Below are 25,139 nucleotides of genomic sequence, written 5' to 3' on the forward strand. Positions count from 1 at the left end.
GCGGTTATTTCAGCGCTTTTTTCACTTCACGCCAGTCAATAATCTTAAAGTTTTGCGGTGCTTGTGGCATGCGGTTATAGCCATCTTGCACAATTAACACTCCTTCAGGATAGCCCGGCAGAGGGGTTGCTGTGACCGTTAATCCGTCGGTTTCTGAAACGCCGTCAATGGCACGTTCAAGGTTATTACTAATTGCGAATTTACCAGCAAATTCAAGGCGTGGCACGTTGCCGTCGATGATTTTATACAGCACATAGCTGTTATCTCCTTGACTAGACACGACTAAATAACGCGTATCTGTGGCGTGATAAATTTCCATGCCTTCTATGTCATCAACCAACATGTCGTTGATTGTTTGTAACATCACGGGCTGTGTGCCTGCTGTTGGTTCAGCGCCAATAAACCAAATACCTTCGTCTTCTTCACCTAAAAAGAGTTCCCCGGTTTTATCATCCGCGCTGCAACCCTCTGGTTGGCTCGGTACATTAAATTCTCGCACCAGCTTGGCATTAACTGAGGTGGCGTTACCGGTTAATTTGTACTGTTGAAATAGCCCCGATTTATCATTCATGAACACGTAGTTACCCGTGGATGATGAATACATACACATACCGTAAATCTCAGTCAGTGTGGTTGGCAATTCGGCTAAGTGTTGCACCTTGTTTTGTGTATCAACGGTATACACACTGATACTGTTATGAGTGCGGTTACTGCCGGTGATCCACGTATGGGCTGGGTTATCAATGCTATTATTCTGGCGTACATCAACGTTATTTAAACGGCCCGTTTCTAATGCTTGAAGCTCGTTCCCTGCAAGGTTATACACCATTAAACCGCGGCGTTTATCAGTGCCAAGAATTAAGCTGTGCGCTTTATCATGTGTGTTGATCCATATTGCAGGATCGTCAGCGGCGTCTCCAAAAGCTCGCACAGCATCTGTTTGCGCTTGTGCGGTAATGTAAGTGACCGCCTGTTTGGTAGGTTTTACCTGTTCTTGATACGGCGTGTTGATGAAGCCTTTTACATAATGCCCCGATTCATCATCGTAAAAAACAATATCAGCTTTGGTGTTGTTAAAGTGGACCGCTGCTGATTCGAGTGCTAAGTCACCTGCAAATTGCCAGCTGCTGAAGCGTTTATCTTTGCTCTCATAGCGATGTAGCGTGTTATCTTCAGTGGTTGTAAACCACAGGCTGCCATCGCTTGTCGTGCTTAAGCCGCCAATCTCAGGAACCAAGTTGCCAAATGGGGCCATAAGTGCGACAGGCGTTTTATCTGCACGCGACTCGGCATCGGCATTAATTCGCCAAATACCCACCTCTCCCTCACTTAAGTAAAGGGTTTTATTGTGATCGTCGACCGCACAGCCAGATGTGTCACTTATTCCTGCAAATTCACGTAATTCAAGGTTTAAAGGGTGATTGTTTTTGACATCATAAACCAAGGTTTCGCGAATAAGGCCGCGCGCATCACTCACAAACGCCGACACCGCGTGTGTGGTTGAGTTTGAAAATAAACACACCGCTTCGGGTTTCGCTTTTGGTGGCGTAATTCTGCTTAACGTTTTTAATTGCCATTGGGCATCTTTTTGAAGTTTAAATATAACGGCTTGGTCTGTTTCATTGTCAATACTTGCGACAAGGTAGTGGCCGTTATCAAGCGCCTTCACCGACAAGGTTTCAAAGTTACCGCTTTGTAAAGTATGGCTGTTGCCCATTTCATCAATGAGTTGTAACCCTTGGCTTTCTGAGCTTATTAACCATGTGTTATTGGTGAGTGCTGCTGCTTGTGAACCTTGTACATTTTCAGTGGGTCCAAATGCGCGAACCTGATTAGCACTGTCGACAGGGGCGTTTGTTTGGCTACAAGCCGCCACTGTACTGAGCAAAATAGCACTGGCGATAAGGTTAAATGATTGTGTGATATTCATGTGATTTCCCAAGATAAAACAAGGCAGCAATGAGCTGCCTTAAAACGGTCTATTAAAATTAAAATGCGTAACGCAGCATTAATTGAATAACAGGCCCTGCTTCTTCAGACTCCAGCTCATACTCGTCAAAGTCACGGTTGACTTGATCATCAAGCGTATCGAATTTGTTGAACGTTTCGTCTTTGCTTGCATCGAGCAAATTTGAGCCGACTAATCGTAGGGTGATGTCTTGCCAGCGTTTTTCTACGAATACCTCAAGGTCGGCTCCGTAGTGTGTTGTTACTTCTTCACCCACTATGCGGCCATACGCATCGCCTTGTTTACGGTATGTGGCACCAAATGAAGCGCCCAGATCTGGTAAGTCTTGAATAAAGCCAACGTTAAATACGTAGTCAGATTGGTCATTAAACTTACGTGAACCAAAATTGTCATTAACGTCAGAGTCAAGCCATGAATAGTTAAAGAAAATCCCTGTATTTGGCATACTTAAGGCTGTTAAAGGTGTTGATAAATCAAGCTCAATCCCTTTTACATTACCATCACCGGTGTTGCGCGGTTGCAAAATATAGGTGCCTTCGCCTTCAGAACCTTGTTGGCTGGTATTGGCAACTTCAATTAAGTCACTTACATCACGGTAGAACACGTTAACACCCACTACACCGCTTTTACCTAACCGGTATTCGTAGCCAAGATCCATCCCCCACGATGATTCGGGTTGTAGGTCTGGATTACCTAAAAAGTCGTTATCACCCAGCTCTTTTTCAAGCAGAGCAGGGGTAATGTAGTCAAAATCTGGGCGACGTAAGCTACGAGCCACAGAGGCGCTAACACGGCCGTTTTCAGAAACGTTGTAGCGTAAGTGGGCCGATGGTAAGAAAAAATCGTAATCATTCTTCGCCGTCACATCATTGACATTATCCGTGATGGTTGAGTCGGTTGTTTCGTAGCGTACCCCCATTTCCCACGAGAAATCTTGGTCTTCGTGTTTGATGAGTGCGAATACATCTAGACGGTCTTCTTTAAGCTTATTTACACCCCCCGCGGCGGCTTCAAATTCATTGTTAAAGCCGGCAAGTGACAGTGGGTTTTGACTAAATTGATCCCAACTTGCAAAACTTTGCTCATTTTCATCTTCTGCTTGATAAACCGCTGTATCACGCTCTTTACCTTGCACAAATGCACCAAACTGAATGGTTTTATTTTCACCAGCAAATAGGCTATGTTGCCATTGCAGTGACCACTCTTTATCGTCGATATCAACGGTTTCTTCCTCTTCTTCGAACACCATTGGGAGTTCTGAGGTATCAATTTCGACCTCTTGCTCGTAGACCGACTCTTCGAAGCGGGCATAACCTACTTTAAATTTACTGGTGCCACCAAATAGCGGTAACTCGTACCCAGAGTTAATGTTGTAGTTAGTTTGATCAATGAAAGACACATTGGCGTTATCGGTTTCGAGGTTTCCGCCTTCTGCAATTGCGTTACTTGTTGCTGTTGGGTCATCGTATTCAAATGAGCGTTCATCTTCAGTCCGGTCGGTATCAACCCAAATGGCACTGATATCAAACTTGCTGCCATTATCAAAGGCAATTTCGTAACTGGCATTCAGTGACGTGTCGTCGCCATCGCGAATATCAGATTGATCTTCGCGGTTATCAAATTCTTCAGTTTTGTAATTTTCGTTGTTTTCAGGGCTGTCGCCATACCGCAAGCTAGATTTTTGTTTTGGGTTATAGCGTCCTTGTAAGTTTGCGCCAAGTAACAAACGCCCACCGGCAAATTCAGTACCGTACACACCTGCAAAGCTTTCTTTTAATTCGCCGTCGTCGTAACGCAGGCCGCCAGCACGAATATAACCACCGTCTAAGCTGTAGCCATCACGCAGAACAATATTAAGGGTTCCTGCAATTGCATCGGCAGAACGATTAGCACTTGAAGCGCGAATGATTTCTACACGCTCGATCAGTTCAGCAGGAATGCGGTCAACAAAGAATGAGCGATCAGCGCCTGCCCCTGGTACTTCTTCACCATTAATAAGTACTTTAGTGTAAGCCGGGCTCAAGCCACGCATACGGGCGCCATCTGACTCTAATACGTCAGATAAAAATGTCACACTAGGAACACGTTTTAAAGCATCACCAGCGGTAAGTGGCTCAAAACGTTGAAAGTACTCTTGTGAGTATTCAAGGGTTGGGGCCAGCTCTTGTGAACGGTTGCGATAACCTATTTCACCATACACAACGAGCTCTTCTGATACTTTTACTTTCTTTTCATTGTTGGTGTCTGACTCTTGTGCAAAGGCACCGAATTGACATAAGGCGAGGGCGCTTACAAGTGCCTTCGTTTTAAACTGTTTCATGGATTTGCTCCTACTTGTCCTTGGTTTGGTGAGCAAAGTACCCAGCTTAAATGACGCAAATGTGACAGAAAACCACTGGCAGCCTTTAAAAACAAGCTATTAGAGGCGTTTATAAAGCGTTTTGAGCTGTAATCACCCCGCTTAATCAAGGTAAATACAGCGATTAAAGTCATCAAAAAGGGGGGAGTGTCGTTTTGCTGTCACATCATTGAGCTAATATGACCCTGCTGCTAAAAATGCGAACGGGTTAGCATGGCAGCATGATTCATAGTTAGGTGTCTTTCATGCGATTTAATCCTTTTATTCATCACCGGTTTTTAACAAATGCGGTTATAGCGCTATTTGTGAGCGCTTTTATCCTCAGTGCATATGACGGAGAGCGAAAAGCGCTGGCCGACATATCATGGCTGGATATTGTCGGCGAGGGCGGCATTGTGATGATGACGCTAACATGGATATTTGCACTGCTCATTTCGAGACCCCCCGGAAAAGTCACCTGCTTTTTAGTGTTAGGGCTTGGTCTTTTTATGTTTTCGGCCTCGCTGGACTTATTTGATGAATGGTTACATCAGCCAACAAATACATGGCTAAGTCTGATTGAGTCTTTACCTGCCCCCATTGGTATGGTTTTCACAAGCCTAGGTTTGTATCAATGGCACCAAGAGCAGTTTGTGCTTAATCGTCAGTTAAAGCGCCGTGAAGCAATGCACCGTGAGCATGAATTAGTGTGCTCAATTACTGGGCTTTATAAAGCCGATTACTTACAAACGGTGTTAAAAGAGCAGTTGAATGAGTCGCAGCCGTTGCAACTTGCGGCCATTGATATTCGTGGATTTGCCGATTTTAATGCCGAGTTTGGTTTTATCGAAGGTGACAGGTTACTGCGAGAAGTCAGTGAGCTTATGATAATGAATTGTCGTCTTACTGATGTGGTATGTCGCTATGCGGGTGATTGTTTTATGGTGCTAATGCCAAACACCACCGCGTTACAAGGCAAAGAGCTGGTGGCACAAATATCTTCGGCACTGAGTCACTGCGCATTTAAGGTTGAGGGCGAAAAACACGCGAAGTTTCAGCATGCAACCGTTGCGTTAGTGGGCAGTGAGCAAGGAGATACAGCACACTGTTTGAGCGCGCGTTTACACGCCGCATTACAACAACAAAAACAACACAGAGTCAGCCATTGTGAAGCAGTATCTTAATCAAGATGATAAGTATCTAACCGCGCAAGGTCTGATTACGACTCTGGTAGAGCTTGCTCTAAGTCGCGGTATTGGTTTACATAAATTACTCAGAGGCACAGGGGTATTTGAGCAAGACTTAATGAGTGTACAGCATCAGTTTAGTCTCTCTCAGCAATTGCGTTTATTGATGCAGTTTAAGCTGTTAATGAAATCGGCCGACAGTGGCTTTTTGTTAGGTAGTCAACTTGCTAATGACACCTCGGTTGTGGCCCAAGGTGTTTTGCAAAGTTTGAGCATTGGTCAAGCTCTTAAGCAACTAAACGCCTTGCGTATGCAACTTGCACCGCTGTTATTTAGCCACAGTTATGTGCATAACGAGCAGTATTATATTGAGTTGCAAAATGCTGTGGGTCTTGATGATGAAATGAGCCAATATGTGCTCGAAATTTACAGTGCTGCATTTTATCAAACGCTTAAAAAAGTGGCTGGCGAGCGGGTGCCTTGTCAGTTTGATTTCGCTTATAAACGGGCAAGGCACAGCCAAGAGTATGAGCAACATTTAGGGCTAAACGTTGCGTTTGAACAGCCCATTACTCGCTGGGTATTAAGCAAACAAGCATTAAGGCTTACAAACCCTACCTTTAGTAGTTTTCGCTTTTCACAAGTTAACTCTCAATTGGCAACATTAAACACAGCAAACAGCACCTTTGTTGAAGCGGTGAGCAGAGTCATTTATCAAAACCCAGCGCTTAATTTAGAACAAGTCGCAAGCCAGTTTGCAATGAGCTCAGCGACGTTTAAGCGAAAGTTAAAAGCTCACGGTGTACGTTTTTCAGCGTTGTATGAAGAACAAAGTAAACGCAAAGCCATATACTTACTGACTATGCGTGAACAATGTAATGAGCAGGTCGCAATGCGCTTATCGTTTTATGATATTGCTAATTTCAGGCGCGCGTTTAAGCGCTGGACTGGGCTTACCCCAAGTCAGTTGAAGGTATAAGCCGGTATTTCGTTATAAAGATTAATAAGGTATACAGCGAAAAGTTAATGCACATGACTGAGATGATACAAGGAAAAATAAATCAATGATGGGGCAGTTATTTTAATAAAGCTGCGTTAGACTGTTGTTATTGATGTATTTAACCGAGCTCTTAGATGATTGAGTATCCTGTTGATCAACTTCCACAACTCATTGATGAGTTGCTTCAGTGTGACACCACAACGCGAAAAAATAAGTTACTTGCCGACGCCAAAGAAAAACTGTCGACAGAACATCTCTCGCTGCTGTTTGAAGCATTACCCAAAGAACAACGATTAGAAATTTGGCAACTGCTTGACGAAGACACACAGCATGAAATCTTCATTAATTTGGGGGGAGACAGCTGTCGGTGGTTATTACAAAGTTTAGACGAAGCGCAAGGGTTTAAATTACTTGATGAAGTGAGCGTAGAAGAGCTACTCGAACTTGAAGAAATTATTCCAGAGCGTTTTGTTGATTATGCGCGTCGCCAGCTTGATGAAGTACAAACAAAGCGTTACGAACTTGCTCAGCAGTATAACCCTGAGCAACTAGGACACTGGTTAGACTTTGATGCGTTAAAAGTGTCAGAAAAGCAGACGGTGGCGGGCGCTCGTAAAATTTTGCAAAAAGGCTTGCCGCAATACACCGAAGTAATTTATTTGGTAAGTCGTAAAGGCACGTTGATTGGTGAAGTGCCTGTAAACGCGTTATTTAAAGCCAATGATGCCGATACCTTATTAGAGCATGCAAACCTAGATACATCAGCATTACATGCTGATGATGACTTATATGAAGCGGCAGAGGTGGTGATCCACAGTGAAAAAATGGCGATGCCAGTGGTGAATGCCGACAATAAGTTGTTAGGGCGTCTAGCGGTGTCATCGGCCTATGAATTACGCCAAGAAGTGACCGACGAAGCCGCTGCGAAAGCGGGTGGTCTACGTGAAGACGAAGACCTGTTCTCAAGTGTCACCAAATCAGCGAAAAACCGCGGTATTTGGTTAGGCATTAACTTAGCGACTGCATTTTTAGCATCTTGGTTTATTGGTTTGTTTGGTGCCACGATTGAGCAAGTCGTGGCACTTGCGGTATTGATGCCAGTGGTTGCGTCGATGGGAGGCATTGCAGGTAGCCAAACATTGACCGTGATTGTGCGCGGTTTAGCGCTTGGACAGGTTACCGACTCTAACCGCAGAGCTTTATTGCAAAAGGAGCTTAGGGTAGGGGCATTAAATGGCTGTGTATGGGCATTGGTGATTGGTGTACTCACTTATTTTTGGTTTAACGACGGGATGTTGAGTGTGACTATCACTATTGCTATTTTACTTAATTTAGTGGCTGCCTCGCTGTCTGGCGTTGTGATCCCGTCTATTCTAGATAAGCTTAAAATTGATCCTGCATTGTCTGGTTCTGTAATTTTAACCACGGTGACAGATATTGTTGGTTTTGTGACCTTTCTCGGGTTAGGAAGCCTGTTGCTACTATAAATCACAGTGAAGCCAATAGTTCTTCATACTTATTGGCTTCTATTTAACGGTATCAGTGGATACGTTGTTTACTTATCTTGTGTAAAACTAAAAATTGATACTAATAATTTTTGTATATAAAACGGATACTTAGGGTTAGAGCAGTCTACAATAATACGCAATTTAGCCAATGGGTATAATAAACACGCGATTGCACGTTAAAATTATCAAACACGTCAAAAAGAACTGTCATAAAGTATTACTTTTTGTTATTTTTTTGGTTGTGTTCTCACTGAGATGTTAGTGAATGAAGAAAACGTTAACCTTATTGTTAGGCTTCGGCTGTTTTTATGCAGCCGCGTCTGAAAATTTTAGCGATCACGAGGTATATTGCGCTCAGCAGTCGCAGGTAAGCTGCTTAGACTTCATTGATCAGCAATTAGCCAGTGCGCAGCTTTATTCTGATAAATGGTATGAGATAAAGTCATACCAATTTGATTATTATTACGACAAACTGGCTTATCAAACGTTAAAAGACAGTACCGAACCTTTTATTGAAAAATCCGACTTACCCATCGTATTTCAAGTTCAAGTGTATTTTTACTATGCTAAATCAATGCACTATTTAGGTGACTATGAAACGGGTCGTAAATACGCAACGAAAGCCTTTGATAAACTACAAGCCATTTATGACTCGTTTGGTAACCCTATGCGTATGGTCGAATTGGCTAACTTACAGCATGTGTTTGGCAACAAAGAAACTGCTTTGCATATTCTTGATAGAGCTGAGCGTCGTTTTGGTAAAAGTAAAGATCCTATTTTTCATTTTGAGCTGGCGTCAAACAAAGCAAATGTGTTCCATTCGTTAGGCGATATTGAGCGCGCTTTGGTTAGTCGGGTTTCTGCGGTTGAATGGATTTTGAAAACTGACCATAGCCGAAAAATATCAGTGGCAATGGGGAATCTAGCCCGCACTCATCAATTATTGTCACAATACGATAAAGCAAATCACTTTTATGTCGAGTCGCTAAACTACATGGACGCGAAGTCAGACCGACTTGTAATAGCAATCTATAAACTTCGTTTGGCACAAATTCACTGGCAAGCGGGTAACCGAGCTCAAGCTGCACATTGGTTTAAGCAAGTGCATAAAGAAGACATTCGCCCATCTCATGCCAAACTTTATACACAGCTCAAAACGCAGCTTTAGGCTTTATATAGTGTAAAAACACCCCGGTTTTTCAGTTTCACCCGGCGCTAAAATTTGCAAATGGGTCGTCTCACCTTGCTCCATCATTGGTTTCATAGCCTCATCAAATAACGTGGCAGCTTTTTCCATGTGCTTAGCTTGTTCATCTAACGCTTTGAAATCGGCATCATGCGAGGCGATTAATTTATCAAGCTGTTTAGTTAGTTTATCTTGTTCTTTTAACAGACTTTTATTTATTCTAAGGTGGTTTTCATCTTCGACCACAGCTTTTTTTGTAATCGCTTCTATTTGCTGTGAATAGGCCGTGACTTGCTCTTCCAAGTCGCTTAGTGGCAACTCCAGTGATTCAAGCTTTTCTTGTTCACGTTTTAATTGTTGATAGGCGGCAATTTGCTCGTTGTTTAACGTGCCTTCATGAACTTTTTTACAGTCTTTAAACGTGATAACACGGTAGTTGTTATCGTCAATAGTCGTGCTTGCGCTTGAAAGGCCAATACAGGCTGTGGTGGCTGCGGCTAATAGAGCTGATGTCGTAATGCGTACTAAATTCATGATGCTGTCCTAATGGGTTAAGTTATTAAGTTAGTCGCAGCAGGTCTGAAAAAAGTTGGTTACAAGCGAGATATTTTTACTCGCGGGCTTTACTTACAAAGTAGGACGCGGTGCCAGCCTAAGCCAGCACCGCTTATTTTTAGAAGCTATAGGTGATGTTTCCGTAGATAAAACGGCCATCTAAGCTATAAGGTGTGAATGCACTGTAGGTGAAAATTTGATTAAAGTCGCTGTAGCCTATATTGCTTACAGTATCTTGTGGATACTGATCAAATAAGTTGTTTGCGCCAACAGCAAATTTCCACTGTTCAGATGGGCGGTACGCGACTTCTAAGTCCGTGATCCATTTTGCATCAATGACTTCATCACCTTCTGGTGTGCTTGATGTATCCACAACTTCACCATAACGCGTAGCACGTAATGTTGTTTGAAAGTTTTCAAAGTCCCAGGTTGCCGACAAGTTCCACTTATCTGCTGGCGTGCCATCTTCAAAGCGGGTGATTTCACGGCGTGCAAAGTACTCGTAGCTGTCACCAAGCGCTTCCAGCTCAGCGGGGTTTTCTTTAATATGAGTCACTTCAGTATCATTAAAATTAACAGCCGCACTTAAGCGTAAATCGCCGTAGCTTTCTAAGCCTAATGAATAGGTTGCAACAATATCAACACCTTGCGTACGTGAATCAATGGCATTGGTAAAGTAGCGAACACTTTGAGTATTAACTTCGCCTGCTTCGGCTAAAATAGCTTCTACTTCTGGGCCGCTTAAATTTTCAGACAAGACGATACGGTCATCAATGTCAATGCGATACGCATCAAGTGTTAAACTAAAACCGCCTTGCGTAAAGATAAAGCCTGCAGTCATGTTGACTGATTCTTCTGCATCAAGGTCACGAGCACCCAGTGCTTTTGCGGCAGGTTCATCAACAGGGAACAAACCAACTTCACTTGGAATACCATTTTCAAACACTGTGCTTACCGATTTGTAAGACGTTTGTGCAAGTGATGGTGCTCTAAATCCTGTGCTGATTGCACCGCGTAGCGACAGTGATTCATTAATGCTGTAACGCGAAGCCAGTTTCGATGTAAAGGTACTGCCAAAGTCACTGTAATCTTCAAAGCGACCCGCAAGAACCACATTCCAGTCGGTTGTTAGGTACGTATCAAACTCAGCAAATACCGCGACATTATGGCGGCTCTTGTCGGTGGCACTTTCTGGTGAAAAGCCCGCTAAAACTTGTGCGCCACCCGCCGCAACAGGGTTGCCTTCTTCATCAAGTACAGTGATGTAAGAGGCTTTTTCACCTGCTTTAATTTGGTAGTTTTCGTGGCGATACTCTGCACCAATTGTCACAAATACATCGTCGGGTAAACCTAAATCAAGGGTATTGCTGGCATCCATGTTAACGAGGTATTGCTCGTAGACAAGCGCACCGTTATCAAACTCAGTTGGGCTATTTACACCCATTGAGGTGTTCAAGCTATTGCTTACCCCTAACGCAAAGTCATTACGACCATAATTGCTGCTTATATCCCATGCCCAGTCATTGGTTTCGCCGTTAAGGCCAATAGCAAATGAGTAGTCATCTACGTCGGTATCAATTTCTGGTAAGAAACCGTCTGGGTAAACCTCAGTTAAGTTACGAGAGTCTTTGGCACGACGGTAAAAACCCGCTGAGTTACCTTTACGGTTTGAGTAACTGGCAAATGAGTAAAGTGATAGCGAGTTATCAAACTCGTAACCTAGGTTATAAAACACAGCAATATCTTCGATATCAGCTTTACCAAAACGGTGGTTATAACGGTCAAAGTCAAACTCACGTGGGTCTAGGTTACCGTTTGCATCGCGGCTATATTGCTCGCGCTGGTCAATACCTGAGCGGTTGGTTGGCTCGTTATTACGTGATTCAATTGAAATATTAATAAAGCCATTATCTGCAAATGAAAAACCCGCATTAGCGCTTGCGGTGCGTGAAATACCATCGTTTAATTTACGGTCAGCGCCTTTTGCAAAGCTTAAGTTGCCTTCGCTGTCTGTGCCTGTGCTTAATAACTGTGGCGAGCCTGCCATTTGCGTGTCGTACTCACCATAGGTGTAGCTTACACTACCGCCTTCATCGGCATCTTTTAGTACAATGTTAATTACACCAGCAATGGCATCGGAGCCATACTGTGCCGCTGCGCCATCACGCAGTACTTCTACGCGCTTAATCGCAGAGGTAGGAATATTATTTAAATCAACTGCCGTTGAACCACGACCCACTGTGCCACCTAAATTTAATAGTGCACCTGCATGACGGCGTTTGCCGTTAACAAGTACTAAGGTGTGATCAGGAGCGAGGCCACGTAATACAGCAGGTTTAGCGTGGTCGGTACCATCAGCAAGGGTCGCACTTGGGTAGTTGAAGCTTGGTAATTGAGAGGCAAGTACTTGGCTAATTTCAAGCTGACCTGTGCTTGCTAAGTCGCGGCTTGTTAATAAATCAACCGGTACTGTACTTTCAGACAGGCTACGTAAACTACGACGTGTGCCCGTCACTGAAATAACTTCAATGTCTTTTGCTGTATTTTCAGCAGGTTGCTCAGCAGCGATTGCAGTCACTGATGCAGCAAGCGTACTTGCAATTGCAAGTTGCAAAGGTAATTTGTTGAATAATGCCATTGTTGATTCCCATCTGACTTATCTATTTTAGCGCAGTGTAAAATGCAAAGTGGGAACAAACAAATAATATTAAAGTATAGTATATGCGTAACCAATACGACTTGTTAACTAGGTTTTTAGTTTGTTAATTAAGTGTTTATAGGCTCGTGCTAATTTTATTTCTGCCTTCTGTCTTTGCACGATATAACGCGGTGTCGGCTGCACAAATTAGCGCTTCTGATGTGCGATATTGATTATTATATTCACATGCAATACCTTGGCTTACACTTATTCTAAAGTCGCTCGGTAAACCAATGTCGGTAAATAGCGTATTATTTATTTTAATTTGAATATGTTTAGCGATGGCCTCTGCGGTGTCTTTTTGGCAGCGAGGTAATATAATGGCGAATTCTTCGCCACCATAACGCGCAGCTAAACAATCGCGAGAAGGCAATGATTCGGCAATTATACTCGCGACTTTTTGTAAGCATTTATCGCCTTTAACATGACCGAATCGGTCATTAAATAATTTAAAATAATCAATGTCGATTAATATAGTACTAATCGCTTGATTAGTTTGTACGCTTTCTTGCCAATGTTTTTTTAATGACTCTTCTAATGTAAGGCGGTTTGCAAGACCGGTTAAATGGTCAGTGGTGGCTTGTTTAACTAAGCGATTATATTGCTCTTTGTGTGATGATAAATCATGTAATACACAAATAAATAAGTTTTCTGCAATAGCTATATTTTTTGGCAAGCTTGAAATACATAAATCCGCTTCAAGGGTTTTACTATCGGCACGGTTAATTTTAACTTCGTTTGGCCCAAGGCTAATGGGCGAGTCTTTATGATCTAACCAATTGAGTAGGGTATACATGTATTTGTCACGGTCGGTGTCGTGTAGGTAATGTAACAGGTTTTGACCGATTAACGCTTCTTGGTTATCACCTAAAAGTTGTGCCGCCATCGGGTTTGCAAATTCAAATGTGCCTTGACCATTAATGATAAACACCCCTTCAGGAATGTTCTGAAACATTTGTGCAATTAGTGCAAGTTGCTCTGAATTGATAGACTGCGACAGTGTATTTTTCGCTTCTGATTTAGCTGTGTTTGGTTGTTCATTTTTGTTAGTAGACACGTTCGTTTCCTTTTTGCCGATGCAAACGATTTTGGTGTCTATAAAGTTACTTAAAAAAGTGCAAATTAACCTTCCGGTAATCTTCTGGTTTTAAGTTATTGTTTATAAGTAGTAAAAGGCTCCTTGATGGAGCCTTATGTGGGTGTTGTTTAGTTTTCTTTTTCATTGTTTACTTGCGGATCGGCACTTTCATAACTTATGCCATTGCACTCTACAGTGAAAACCATACATGCTTTACCGCTATTCTCATCAGAATCTGAAATCTGAATCGTTTGGCCATTATCAGTAACAGAGTGGCTAAAGTCTTGCGCACATTCGCCCTCAATATTTGAAAAGTTAGCACCTGTAAATACAAATCCTGCTGCACTCGTTGCTTCATCTAATGTATAGATACCTAGGCTGTTTCTTTGGTTAACAGTACCGCCACCAGAAACTTGCTGACCGTCTTGGAAGTATGTAAATACAGCTTCATTTTCAGTGTTAAGTGAAACATTCACTGTAAAATTGTAAGTTTGATTTTCGCTCATGTTTTTCCCTTTAATTTTTATAGTTCAAAGTTAGTGATACCTAACTCAATCAGTTTGTTTTTTAGTGTATTGATTTCACTTTCTTTATTTAAGCAAGTATATGCTTGAATTAGGGGGTAGGTCATTTTAATGCTTTTACTACCATTATTGTTTTCTTCGATTGTATTAATAGTTTCTTGGCATGCTTGTTGTTTTGATATTTTGTCTTTAGCGAGCTTTGCTTTAATTAAATTAGCTTTTATTAGTGCAGAGTTGTTTTCTATTTTGCTAGTGTCAGATATTCTCTCAATAAAATCTGAGTTGCTTTCTAGTTTTAATAGTAGCTCTTCAGCTTCATTTAAAAGGTTTCGATTTATTAAATAATGAATCACACCTATTTGAACGTTTATTAAAGTCGTATCTGAAAATCCCTGTTCATCAATGTAACTTAAAACTTCTGGTACTCTGTCACTTGTTTTACTTTTATCTAATAGCATTAATTGATATGCAAGCGTTCTATAAAAAGTGCGTTGAAACTTTTGATTTTTTGGATCTTGGATCCTAGCTCTATTAATCGCATTAGTTGCTTTTTCTGCTTTTAAAAATGCCGCTCTCTTATTTGGGAAGTAGCTCAATAAAAAGCTTTGTTGCATATAAGTGTTTGCTAAATAATTATGTAAGCTTGCATCATTCGGTGACGTTTCAAGCATGTTGACTAGTTCTTGAGTGGCTTGTTCAAGCAGTTCGAGAGCTGCGTTTAAATTACCTAGCCTTTCTTCTGTGGTTGCAATCCAACTAATGGTGTCTGTTTTATCGCGTAATAAATTTTTGTTATTAGGTTTTAGCTCAAGGGCTTGGTTTTTAAGTTTTAAAGACTCAGTAAAGCTCTGCTTTGCGAGTGCGTAATTAAACTGCTTTAAATACAGTGAACCCAGTGAATTGTGTGAGTAAGATAGCTCCATAATCGAATTAAAGTCATTAGGGGCAAGCTGATACATTTTTTCGCTGTAAGCCAAGTAACGTTTAAACATCGGTTCAGTAGCTAGGTAATTACTTTGCTCATAAGTTAAGTTACCAAGCCAAAAAGCATTAGCCCCTGCAAGCATTAAAACATCAAGGTTGTTGGGTTGAATTTTTAGTAAAGATTCTAGGCGCGTTCGCGCATTTTCAAAGGCGGTGAAGGCTTCGTCGGTTTTGCCGCGCGAATAGGCGACTTCGCCCATGGCCTCTAAGGTTTGAGCGTATTGAAAGCGGTTATTAAACTGAGCTTGTTTATCGCTAAAGTCAAACAACGAGGCAGCTTCTTCGTCTTGATTGGAAAAATACTCAAGAGCCTTATTGCTAATACCATCCAGTAAATCCATACGATTAACGCTTCTGAGTTTGTCGGCAAATTCACCGACCATAAAACCCAATAAACTCTCAGCTTCTTGGCGTTTTTGTTTTGCTACTTGCTCTGCATGGTAGCTGCGCACGCTCATAAATGTGGCAATAAAGGTTAAGCAAACAAGTGCAGCCACCGTTATTTGTAACACGCGTTTTTTACGTTTCGCTTTATTGCTAGAAGCTTTAATTAACGCTTGTTCGTCGCTTGATAAGCTAAACATAGGGTTTTTAACTAGGCTGTGTGCTTCTTGCAGCGGTTTGCCTTGGGCTAGTAGAAAGTCGGTGTGTTTTTGTTCAAGCAGCCAACGCTCGGTAGCTAGTTGCACGCGGCTCTTTATTGCTAAGCTTTGTTGGTGTTCTTGCACCCAATCGATAGCGCGTTGCCAATGGCGCAGCAACGCTTCGTGGGCAAGGCTAAAACAGGCTTGCTCATTTTTAAGGTGCGATACAAACAAACGGCTGTCGACCATGGCCTTAACAAGCTTGGTTGCAGCAGGGCTGGTTAATTCGCTCCAACGTGCTGCGCGGCTGGTGAGTGTTTCGCCATCTGGGTTTAAGGTGATCAGTTTAGAAAGTACAGCGGCAAGTTCAGTTTGTTGTTCTTTGGGTAATTGGCAAAATACCTGTTCGGCTTTTTGACCGATGGCTCCTTCGATGGTGCCTAGGGCTTGGTATTCAGTAAACAGCAGTTCGTTGTCTGGGCTGCGCTGCAAGTAAAGCTGTTGCAACGTGTATTGCAGCATCGGCAGTGCATCAGGGTTATTGGCGGTGTCGTTACAAAGTTGTTCATCAAGCGGTGTGTGATGCTCTGGGTGATGTTGCCAACTTAAGCCTGCTGCCAGTGCTGGCAAACGGATCATTTGCTTAAGCTCTGAACGCGTTGGCGCTAATAAGTCAAAGTGTGCGCCATTGGCTTTGCCCGCCATTAAACTTGGTTGGCTCACTACTTGCGGGTAAAAGTCATTACGACAGGCACTAAAAATGATCATGCAGTCACTTGTCGCTAAGCATTCTATGAGTTTTAAAAACTGACTGCGCTCGTCGTCGCTAAATACCGGTGATGACAATAGCACTTCGAGCCTGTCGATAAATAAAAATAAATAGGGCGTAGTGTGCTCTGTATTTAGCGTTGCAAGGGCTGCTTTACAGCGGGTAATAACCTGTTCTGGATCTGTTAATAACAATTCAGCCAGTGTATCGGCGCTTATATCGCGAAGTACAGGTGCGTCGTTTATTTCTAAATCGAGCAAGGTTGAGGCTAAATCAAGGAGTAAGCGCTCTTTACTCACATCGGCAAAGTCGAGTTGGCAGTAACTGTGTACTCTAATGCCATCGTAGCCATTACTCGACATTAAAGCGGGCAATACACCTGCGTTAACTAACGACGATTTACCTGAACCACTGGCCCCCAATATTAAGCAAAACGCGCGACCAAACTCTATTTGAGCCGATACCCTGTGTAATAAGGTTTCTATTTGTTTATTACGGCCGAAAAACACATCGGCTTGCTCAGGTGCAAACGCACTTAAGCCAACAAAAGGCGAATCACCTTGCCAACTGGTTTGGCTGGCTTTTTGTTCTTCGTTGAGCACAAAGTTGATTTCGGCAATAACGCGGTAACCGCGTTTACGAATGGTTTCGATGTACTGCGGATCACTGGCTTTATCGTCAAATGCTTTGCGTAGCTGCGTGATCACTTTATGTAGCGGGTTATCGCCAAGCGCTACATTTGGCCAACAGTGATTGATAATTTCATCGCTGGTTAACAGTTCACCTTGTTTTTCGCATAGCAGCAATAATACATCCATTGCTTTTGGCTCGATGTGTTTTACTTGCTCGCCACGTCGTATTGAATTTGTGCTGGGGGTAACTTGCCACTCACCAACGAAAAACAGCGCCGTACTCATAGTGTTATCTTCTTTTTATTAAAATTAATCGCCTGGACCGATTTTGTTCATGCCACGCACACTCTTGATTAATACTATATTATGAGATTGACGGCAAGTGTGTTGCCTTTTTTGAAACAAAAAAGTCAACATATCGAGTGTATATACGTTTTTATAAAGTGTATTTAACGTAAGAATCGAAGAGGTATTTCGGGATGAATAAAAAGAGAGTAGCAAGTTGAAGGAGGCGTTTTAACGCCGAATGGTAAGCCATTCTTGATTAAACGCCACTCCTTCTACGCGATATGAAATCGCGGCTACAAATTTGACTAACTGGTTAACTTTCAACGCGTAATTTTTTCATTTGTATTGCGCTTAATGACCACATCATAAAGCCGCCTAAAAAAAGGGCTGCCGAGACATAACCCGTTTGACTGGGCAATGCACCTTGGGCAATGGCCATACCACCAAGCCAAGGGCCAATGGCATTGGCTGTATTAAATGCGCATTGTACGAGTGCACCTATCATGGCATGGCCTTGTGGTGATACATCCATTAATAGTGATTGAATAACAGTACCCAAACCAACACTAAAACCAATAAAGAAAATCACCGCATAAAGTAGCCAAATATTGTGGCTGGCACTGACATAACTTGCTGCAAATACGACGGCACCTATAAGTGCTGCCCCTGTGGTTTTTAGTGGTGAATGGTCGGCTGCCTTTCCTAACACATAGTTGCCTAAGGTGCAGCCAATACCAAACATGATCATAGCGATTGATATAGTGTAAGCGGGCGTATGAGTCACAATTAAAATAGTGTCGGCAATGTAAGTGTAAACACAAAATACGCCGCCAAAACCAATAATAATGATGCCTAAAATAGTCCATACTAGCTTGTTTTTCAGCACACTTAATTCATCTAGAATTGAAGTGGGTGATGAGTTCTTAACGTTTGGTACGTATTTTACAATTAGCACTAAGGCAACAAGAGCAAGCACTGCGGTGCCAGCTAAACAATAGCGCCAACTAAAGTTTTGTCCCACTAACGTCACCATTGGTACACCCACGATGGTCGCCACGGTTAAGCCCATAAATACTTTTGACATAAAGCTGGCTCGTTTGTCGGCAGGGGCAATGTCGGCGGCCAGTAAAATAGCGGCGGCAAAATAGGCTCCATGGGGCAAGCCACTTAAAAAGCGAAATAAAATCAATTGCTCAAGAGAATGTGAAAAAGCACTTAAGCCATTGAATAAAAACATCATAGTAACAAACATAAGTAGGGCATTACGTTTTCGCATATTGGCTGTGGTGATCATAAAAAGTGGCGCACCCACCACCACACCAATAGCATAGGCGCTAATGGCATACCCACTTTGTGCCGGAGTTGATGAAAATGTTTCGCTAATAAGCGGCAGCATTGGCATCATTGAAAACTCAGAGAGGCCAAGAATAAATGTTCCTAAGGCTAATACGATTAAGATTGTAAAGGTGCTTTCGCGGCCTTGAGTTTTGGTGACGTTAGTCATGTAACTCCTTTAAAACATGTTTTAAGAGAAATAGAAAATGCCAGAACCATGTTGCGTTCTGATGATAAGAGGTGCTATGCGCTATTGTAATACAAATAAAATAGAGTAAACCAGCACTTTTTGGAACGTTCTATATTAGTTTGCTATAACGAATAAAGTTGAACTTCTTAAGGCTGAGCATTTCAAAATAAATACAAATATAAATCCCAACTATACTGTGTATATAGACTTGGCTTTGGAGGGAGTGGCAATGGAAAAGATATTCGCCTGTATTGATGGTTCAACTATCACCAGTGCAGTGACAGAGGCTGCTATTTGGATAGCCAAACGTACTTCGCACCCCATACGTTTTTTACATGCGCTAGAGCCTCCTTTGCAACAGGGTAGTGATGACCTTACGGCGATTATTGGCTTAGGTTCGCAAACATCATTACTTGAACAGCTTGCCAAACTTGAACAAGAGCGCAATAAAGTCGCTGCTCAACATGGCCATTTACTGTTAGAGGAAGCTGTAAAGAAAGCTGAGCATGCAGGGCTGACCGCTGTTGAAAAACAACAGCTTTCAATGAGTTTAGTCGATGCGTTACTGACACATGAAGACAGTGCCAGAGTAATGATTATTGGCCGTGCAGGAAAAGGACACGGTGATAATTTTAAGATGCTAGGGTCGCATATCGAAACCTTAATTCGTCAAGTTCATACTCCTGTGGCAATTGTGCCGCCGCAGTTTCATGCTCCCACTAATTTTATGCTGGCTTACGATGGCAGTGACAGTACTGACCAAGCAATAAGCCAAATTATTAAAGGGGGGATTTTAAAAGGCTTAGGTTGTCATTTAGTCATGGTCGATAAGCATGATGGTCATTGCCAAGATAAGCTGGACACCGCATCGGCACGCTTAGCAGAGCATGGGTTTAATGTGAGAGCACGCATGCTCGATGGCGATGTATATGAGGCGTTATGGCGTTACAAAAGCGACCATGCCGTTGATCTTATGGTGATGGGGGCATTTGGTCACTCTAAATGGCGACAATTCTTTTTGGGCAGCACCACATTAAAAATGCTTGAAGATAGCCGTATTCCGTTGGTGGTATTACGCTAGTATTTTTTGTGTTCTGTCAGTTTTGGCTGCGCAGCGGGTGCGACAATATGTCACGTGTTCAGCCAAATTAATGCGTTTTATAATCGGTTTATAAATTAACTTTTTATTTTATAGACTTATGAACACGCATTTAACTCCCCCTCGTTTTTTAGTTACTAAAGTTGCTGCATTGATTTGCGCTATTTTAAGTGTCTCTGCTGTTGCTGATGATTCGATTGAAGTGATCGAAGTGCAAGGTCATGCCCAAAATAGTCATCAATTGCTTGGCTCTGCCGATTCGCTGTTATCTGATTTAGGCGTTGATTTTTCAGCGGCGGGTGGTGTATCAAGCTTACCTGTATTAAATGGCATGATGGGAGACAGGGTTAAAGTATTAGTGGATGGTGCGGATGTCACTGCGGCGTGCGCTAATCAAATGAACCCACCCTTGTCCTATGTCTCAGCTAATCAAGTAACATCGTACAGTGTTGTTGCGGGGGTATCACCGGTTAGCAGCGGGGGCGATAATATTGCCGGGGTTATTCGTGTGAATACTATTGCGCCTGAGTTTAGCGATTCGGAGCAGCTGACTTGGCGCTCAGGTTATACCACCGCACAATATAAAAGCGTTAGCGACAGCCAAGCCTATGGGCTAGGTATGGGTATTGCGAGCAACAATGTAAGCGTGTCTTATCAAGGCAGCTTTGAAGAGGCTAACAGTTATAACGATGGTCATGGGGAGCGCGTACTCGACACGTTATATCGTGTGCAAAATCATGCATTAACAGGTGCTATTCGTGATGACAAACAGCAGGTTATAGTAAAATTTAGCCATCAAAAAATTCCCTATCAGGGTTTTCCAAATCAATACATGGATATGACGGATAACACAAGCTTTGGGATGGTGGCACAGTACCAACGTGATCTTGAAGAGGGCGCATTACATGTACAAGTAAATGCCCACGACGTGAAGCACAAAATGGGTTTTTTTAGTACAGAGAAACCCGGCATGATGCCTATGAATACCGACGCACAAGACTACAGTTATCAGTTGCACTGGCGTTTAGACTTATCTGCAGAATCGTCACTTTTGTTTGGGCACGAATATTACAGTTATCGTATCGATGATTGGTGGCCTGCTGTTGAAGGGTCAATGATGATGGGGCCGAACGAATACGTAAATATTAATGATGGTAAACGTAATCGTCTGGGTGCATTCGCAGAGTATGAAAGTCAAGTTAATCAAGCATGGTGGCTGTCGGCAGGCATGCGTATTGAACAGGTAACAACAAATACAGGCGACGTACAAGCCTATAACAAAGGGGCTATGGGCGGTGTGGGTCATATGAACTCAATGATGGACATGTCAAAAACCGATGCACAGGCTGCGATGGAATTTAATCAGCGGGATCGCAAACGTGACGATACTTTAGTTGATATTAGTCTGCTTGCACGCTACCAAATAAGTCGCAATGATGAGCTGCAATTTGGTTTTGCCCGTAAAAACAGAGCCCCTAATTTATATGAGCGTTACAGCTGGGGTGTTGGCACTATGGCAAGTACCATGATTGGCTGGTTTGGTGATGGTAATGGCTACATTGGTAATCCTGATTTAAAAGCCGAAACCGCTCATACGCTAAGCGCTAGCTACACTAAGCAGGCAAAAGATGATAGCTGGCAAATAACGGCGAATGCCTGGTACACGCAGGTAAATGACTATATTGATGCTGAAGTGACGCAAAGCTTTAACCGCACTGACAGTGCTCATACCAAGCGACATATTCTTACTTTTACTAATTTAGATGCGACGTTGTATGGGCTAAAATTAGCAGGCCTTATTGAGCTGTATAATTCGAAGCAAGCAGGTAAATGGCAGTTAAAAGGAGCGTATACCAGCAATTATGGCGAGCGCGATGACAGCCACGAAGATTTATATCAAATTATGCCATGGCACACAGAACTAAGCCTTGAACACGCGTATAAAGGCTGGGAAAGCACCTTGAGTTGGCAATGGGTTGACAGTAAAGACAAGGTGGATGAGCGCCGATTAGAAAACCAAACCGATAGCTATAATTTATTAGGCATTTCAAGTAAAAAAACATGGCAAAATTTAACCTTTAAGTTAGCAATTACTAACTTACTTGATGCGTATTATCAGCAGCCACTTGGCGGAGTGAACATTGCTAATTATAAGCACGATATGCGCACTGGCTTTGAGCAGCTAGCAGGACAAGGTCGCTCCTATAATGCCAGTATCAGTTATCGGTTTTAGGCAAGGGGTTTTGTATTTGTAGGCGCGATGTCAAATCGCGCCTACAACCTGCTTACACGCTTCGTGTCACTTAATCGGCAAATAAATATCAGTTTGCAAATCACATTCATCCACCTCATGAATTAAATTGAGGTAATGAAAGAAACACGGAAAATCACGCACTTCTTCACCACTTTGTGGTAGCCACTCGCGGTATAAATAATACACTGTATCGCTAATCGTATCGTGTGAACCATTATGGCGCACTACGGCACAGCGTCCCGCTGGGATCTCGCCATTTCTGACTCCTTGTGGGTTATCAGGAATTGGCTTTGTAATGCTGCCGGCAAAGTCAAAACGAAAGGCATGATCTTCAGTTGTTGCAGGGTCACTGTATGGAATACCATAGGTGTTGCTGGTTTTAACCGGTGATAATCCTGAGCTTTTTCGCCAGTCAATAAAATGTGCGGCGGTATTCATAAGGGTATTTGCAGCGCCTTGATGGGTTAATAAAGCAACGGGCTGGGCTTTTAAGTCGACAATGTTTACATTCATAAAACAGTCCTTTTTATCAGGTAAAGAAAATTCAAACTGAGAGTGCCAGTTAGGCCAGTTTGGTTTGCTTCTGAATTCACTAGGAGACTGTGTAAAAGTGCGTTTAAAGGCGCGGCTAAATGCCTCTGGGCTATCAAACTGTGCTTCGAGTGCAATATCAATCACTTTGACTTGATGCTCAAATGCTAGTCGAAATGATGCACGTTTTAAGCGAGCAAGTTGCGTGTACTTAGTCACACTGACTCCCACTGAAGCGGCAAATAAACGGTGAAAATGATATTTTGAACAACAGGCTACATCACTCAAAGTGTCGAGTGATAAAGAGTCATTGAGATGCTGACTAATATAATCACAAACATGCTCAATACGTTGTTGTTGCTTCGTTTTCATGATGACTCGTTAATGCTTATTCAGAAGTGTGTTAAGTGTGTCATGACCCTTAAATGGTTACCTGATTGAAATTGCGCATTTTGAGTTTAATTGATATTGAGTAAATAGGTAGCGTGCTAGCAGGTGTTGCTTTAGGGCAAAATAAAGACGCGCTAAAGCACGACCTAAAAATAGCGGGGATGAGATGTGCCCCAGGTTTATGCTAAAAAATTATGTGATGTAAAATCGCGGCTACATCTCATTTTCTTGTTGCGCTAGTTTTTCACGCTCAGCTTTTGAAACATACGCAGGCTTACTGCTTTTGTGTAATTTAGCATTGGCGCGTTTGTCTTTTTGTTTCAGTTTAGTGAAGATCTTTTTTCTACGGTTCATGGTACTTTGTAAGTTATGGGATAGGCCAGTCAGTATTGTACAGAGCAATTGCTCAGAAGCCGAGCAGTTTTCGTCGCACAAGAGATATCATGTCGCGATTATAACCGTTACAATCAAGGTCTACTTGCGAAAACCTTCTAAAACTCTGGAGCTTATCTTGAAACATTCATTACTTGCTGCATTCTTATTTAGTGCCTTTTCTGGTCAGGCTGCCATCGCTGAACAAAGTGAACAACTGGCTAACTATGCGGTCGAGCGCTATCAACAAGCACAAATTCATACCCTCGAAAATCTAGTTTCGTATCCAACGGTCAATAAAGAGGGCCTAGCTACGCCCGATAATCCAGACTTTATTGGCTTTAAATCATTTTTAAAAATGAAAGCGGCGCAGTTTGGTTTTGATTATCAAGATTTAGGCTACACAGTATTAATAGGCATGGGCAACCAAGCTGAGAAAGTAACGATTGTTACGCACGGGGATGTTCAACCTGCTGATGCCAGTAAATGGCAACAAAGCCCGTTTAAAATGGATAAAACCTCTGAACCTGGAAAGCTGATTGCCCGTGGTACTGAGGATGATAAGGGCGCAATTGCCACAGCACTCCATGCAATGAAAGCCATTAAAGATAAAGGGGTTACTCTAAATAACCGTATTGAACTGATGGTATACCTTGCTGAAGAGTCGGATTGGGCGCCACTTAAAGAGTTTATGAAAACCTACCAGCAACCTAAGTATGCGGTGACGATTGATGCGTCGTATCCGGTCGTAGTGGCAGAAAAAGGCTGGAGTTTAATTGCGCCAACATTTTCAGCCACTTCAGCGCAAACAGGCTTATATGTCACTGATTTAAAAGGCGGTGCTTTTGTAAGTCAAATACCAGAAGATGCCAGTGTGTTAGTGCATAATGCGGATGCCGCGACTGTGGCAAAATTACACGATAACGTTGGTAAACTTAAAAACGTGAAAGTGGCGATAAAAGAACAAGAAGAAGGTTTATTGGTGCAAGTAAAAGGGACCTCAGCTCACTCGTCTGAGCCGGAGTCGGGCGAAAATGCCATAGCGCATCTTGCTGAAATATTTAAAGGACTAGACCTTGAAAACAACAGCGACGGTCAAGCAATCGAGTTTATTAACCAGTTAATTGGCCTTGACTTATATGGCGCTCAGTTTGGTGAAATTGCTTATCAACATGATTTTATGGGGCCTATGACTGTGTCGCCAACATTGTTATCACGTGATGGGAATGAAATTAAGCTGTCGGTTAATATGCGTCGCCCTGTCGGAAAGCAAGAAGACGTATTAAAGCAGCAAATTAATAATGCGCTGACTGCGTGGCAAACACGTAATAACGTGACATTAAAAGACACTGATATTGTTATTGGCACGCCTATGCTGTTAGACAGCGCACCGCATGCACAAGCTTTATTGGATATTTTTAAGCACTTTACGGGTGATGAAGACGCGGGGTTTGTGTCGATTGGCGGGGGCACAAATGCAAAGCTGTTTGATAATGCTGTATCGTTTGGGCCATCAATGCCAGGTAAAAAATACACGGGTCACTCAGAACATGAGTTTATTACTGAGCAGCAATTAGCGCTGAATTTAAAAATGTACACCGCGATGATGATAAAGCTCGGAAATATGTAATCATTTGCAAACGTAAAAACGCCACTTCAATGAAGTGG

17 protein-coding genes are annotated in these 25,139 nt (G+C 42.6%); 7 read left to right on the forward strand and 10 right to left on the reverse strand.

Features of this window, described 5'->3' with window-relative positions; translation table 11 throughout:
• Nucleotides 1–4: 4 nt before the first annotated feature.
• The gene (locus tag JIG41_RS06460) at nt 5–1,930 is read right to left on the reverse strand and encodes a phytase (RefSeq protein WP_074988991.1); all 1,926 of its coding nucleotides are present in this window, start codon (nt 1,928–1,930) and stop codon (nt 5–7) included.
• A 58-nt stretch (nt 1,931–1,988) separates the two neighbouring features.
• Nucleotides 1,989–4,289, reverse strand: a complete 2,301-nt coding sequence (locus JIG41_RS06465; protein WP_196857332.1) for a TonB-dependent siderophore receptor — start codon at nt 4,287–4,289, stop codon at nt 1,989–1,991.
• Nucleotides 4,290–4,573: 284 nt separating this feature from the next.
• Between JIG41_RS06465 and JIG41_RS06470 the strand changes: the two genes are divergently transcribed.
• The 4 genes from JIG41_RS06470 to JIG41_RS06485 all read left to right on the forward strand — a co-directional run bounded on the left by JIG41_RS06470 (nt 4,574) and on the right by JIG41_RS06485 (nt 9,170).
• Nucleotides 4,574–5,491: a sensor domain-containing diguanylate cyclase gene (locus tag JIG41_RS06470; protein ID WP_036966826.1), complete on the forward strand. Its 918-nt coding sequence runs from the start codon at nt 4,574–4,576 to the stop codon at nt 5,489–5,491.
• Entirely contained in the window at nt 5,475–6,473 is a 999-nt protein-coding gene (locus JIG41_RS06475) for an AraC family transcriptional regulator ligand-binding domain-containing protein (RefSeq protein WP_036966829.1), read from the forward strand. The genes JIG41_RS06470 and JIG41_RS06475 overlap by 17 nt, the downstream gene beginning before the upstream one ends.
• Nucleotides 6,474–6,628: 155 nt before the next feature.
• Nucleotides 6,629–7,981 (forward strand): magnesium transporter, encoded by a 1,353-nt coding sequence (locus JIG41_RS06480; RefSeq protein ID WP_036966832.1) that lies wholly within the window; start codon nt 6,629–6,631, stop codon nt 7,979–7,981.
• Between the two features lie 286 nt (nt 7,982–8,267).
• Entirely contained in the window at nt 8,268–9,170 is a 903-nt protein-coding gene (locus JIG41_RS06485; protein WP_074988987.1) for a lipopolysaccharide assembly protein LapB, read from the forward strand.
• A 3-nt stretch (nt 9,171–9,173) separates the two neighbouring features.
• On the opposite strand, the gene JIG41_RS06490 is transcribed toward JIG41_RS06485, so the two are convergent.
• From JIG41_RS06490 to JIG41_RS06515, 6 genes are all read right to left on the reverse strand, one after another.
• Nucleotides 9,174–9,722, reverse strand: coding sequence for a hypothetical protein (locus JIG41_RS06490; RefSeq protein WP_199524454.1), 549 nt, complete (start codon nt 9,720–9,722; stop codon nt 9,174–9,176).
• 139 nt (nt 9,723–9,861) lie between these two features.
• Entirely contained in the window at nt 9,862–12,381 is a 2,520-nt protein-coding gene (locus JIG41_RS06495; RefSeq protein ID WP_199524455.1) for a TonB-dependent siderophore receptor, read from the reverse strand.
• Nucleotides 12,382–12,517: 136 nt separating this feature from the next.
• Nucleotides 12,518–13,498 (reverse strand): sensor domain-containing diguanylate cyclase, encoded by a 981-nt coding sequence (locus tag JIG41_RS06500; protein WP_312000480.1) that lies wholly within the window; start codon nt 13,496–13,498, stop codon nt 12,518–12,520.
• Nucleotides 13,499–13,647: 149 nt separating this feature from the next.
• Nucleotides 13,648–14,025 carry a DP-EP family protein gene (locus JIG41_RS06505; protein ID WP_065978591.1) on the reverse strand — a complete coding sequence of 126 codons (378 nt, stop codon included), beginning with the start codon at nt 14,023–14,025 and terminating at the stop codon, nt 13,648–13,650.
• A gap of 17 nt (nt 14,026–14,042) precedes the next feature.
• Entirely contained in the window at nt 14,043–17,297 is a 3,255-nt protein-coding gene (locus JIG41_RS06510) for a winged helix-turn-helix domain-containing protein (RefSeq protein WP_199524456.1), read from the reverse strand.
• Between the two features lie 316 nt (nt 17,298–17,613).
• The gene (locus tag JIG41_RS06515; protein WP_065978589.1) at nt 17,614–18,804 is read right to left on the reverse strand and encodes an MFS transporter; all 1,191 of its coding nucleotides are present in this window, start codon (nt 18,802–18,804) and stop codon (nt 17,614–17,616) included.
• 250 nt (nt 18,805–19,054) lie between these two features.
• Between JIG41_RS06515 and JIG41_RS06520 the strand changes: the two genes are divergently transcribed.
• Nucleotides 19,055–19,906 (forward strand): universal stress protein, encoded by an 852-nt coding sequence (locus tag JIG41_RS06520; protein WP_065978588.1) that lies wholly within the window; start codon nt 19,055–19,057, stop codon nt 19,904–19,906.
• Nucleotides 19,907–20,024: 118 nt separating this feature from the next.
• Nucleotides 20,025–22,157: a TonB-dependent siderophore receptor gene (locus tag JIG41_RS06525; protein WP_118844488.1), complete on the forward strand. Its 2,133-nt coding sequence runs from the start codon at nt 20,025–20,027 to the stop codon at nt 22,155–22,157.
• 66 nt (nt 22,158–22,223) lie between these two features.
• Here the strand turns inward: JIG41_RS06525 and JIG41_RS06530 are convergent, their stop codons facing one another.
• A complete protein-coding gene (locus JIG41_RS06530) occupies nt 22,224–23,081 on the reverse strand; it encodes a GyrI-like domain-containing protein (RefSeq protein ID WP_065978586.1) in 858 nt (285 codons plus the stop codon).
• A gap of 231 nt (nt 23,082–23,312) precedes the next feature.
• Complete coding sequence (locus JIG41_RS06535; RefSeq protein WP_074988980.1) at nt 23,313–23,453, reverse strand: DUF2986 domain-containing protein; 141 nt, start codon at nt 23,451–23,453, stop codon at nt 23,313–23,315.
• A gap of 214 nt (nt 23,454–23,667) precedes the next feature.
• On the opposite strand from JIG41_RS06535, the gene JIG41_RS06540 reads away from it, so the two are divergent.
• Complete coding sequence (locus tag JIG41_RS06540) at nt 23,668–25,101, forward strand: dipeptidase (protein ID WP_230235588.1); 1,434 nt, start codon at nt 23,668–23,670, stop codon at nt 25,099–25,101.
• The last annotated feature ends 38 nt before the right edge of the window (nt 25,102–25,139 follow it).

The sequence above is a fragment of the Pseudoalteromonas sp. bablab_jr011 genome (assembly GCF_016464045.1).
In the GTDB taxonomy this organism is placed as follows: domain Bacteria; phylum Pseudomonadota; class Gammaproteobacteria; order Enterobacterales; family Alteromonadaceae; genus Pseudoalteromonas; species Pseudoalteromonas lipolytica.

Coding starts and splice junctions, on each gene's coding strand:
- JIG41_RS06460 (WP_074988991.1), bottom strand. CDS start 1,930: ATGAATATCACACAATCATTTAACCTTATCGCCAGTGCTATTTTGCTC.
- JIG41_RS06465 (WP_196857332.1), bottom strand. CDS start 4,289: ATGAAACAGTTTAAAACGAAGGCACTTGTAAGCGCCCTCGCCTTATGT.
- JIG41_RS06470 (WP_036966826.1), top strand. CDS start 4,574: ATGCGATTTAATCCTTTTATTCATCACCGGTTTTTAACAAATGCGGTT.
- JIG41_RS06480 (WP_036966832.1), top strand. CDS start 6,629: ATGATTGAGTATCCTGTTGATCAACTTCCACAACTCATTGATGAGTTG.
- JIG41_RS06485 (WP_074988987.1), top strand. CDS start 8,268: ATGAAGAAAACGTTAACCTTATTGTTAGGCTTCGGCTGTTTTTATGCA.
- JIG41_RS06490 (WP_199524454.1), bottom strand. CDS start 9,722: ATGAATTTAGTACGCATTACGACATCAGCTCTATTAGCCGCAGCCACC.
- JIG41_RS06495 (WP_199524455.1), bottom strand. CDS start 12,381: ATGGCATTATTCAACAAATTACCTTTGCAACTTGCAATTGCAAGTACG.
- JIG41_RS06505 (WP_065978591.1), bottom strand. CDS start 14,025: ATGAGCGAAAATCAAACTTACAATTTTACAGTGAATGTTTCACTTAAC.
- JIG41_RS06510 (WP_199524456.1), bottom strand. CDS start 17,297: ATGAGTACGGCGCTGTTTTTCGTTGGTGAGTGGCAAGTTACCCCCAGC.
- JIG41_RS06515 (WP_065978589.1), bottom strand. CDS start 18,804: ATGACTAACGTCACCAAAACTCAAGGCCGCGAAAGCACCTTTACAATC.
- JIG41_RS06520 (WP_065978588.1), top strand. CDS start 19,055: ATGGAAAAGATATTCGCCTGTATTGATGGTTCAACTATCACCAGTGCA.
- JIG41_RS06525 (WP_118844488.1), top strand. CDS start 20,025: ATGAACACGCATTTAACTCCCCCTCGTTTTTTAGTTACTAAAGTTGCT.
- JIG41_RS06530 (WP_065978586.1), bottom strand. CDS start 23,081: ATGAAAACGAAGCAACAACAACGTATTGAGCATGTTTGTGATTATATT.
- JIG41_RS06535 (WP_074988980.1), bottom strand. CDS start 23,453: ATGAACCGTAGAAAAAAGATCTTCACTAAACTGAAACAAAAAGACAAA.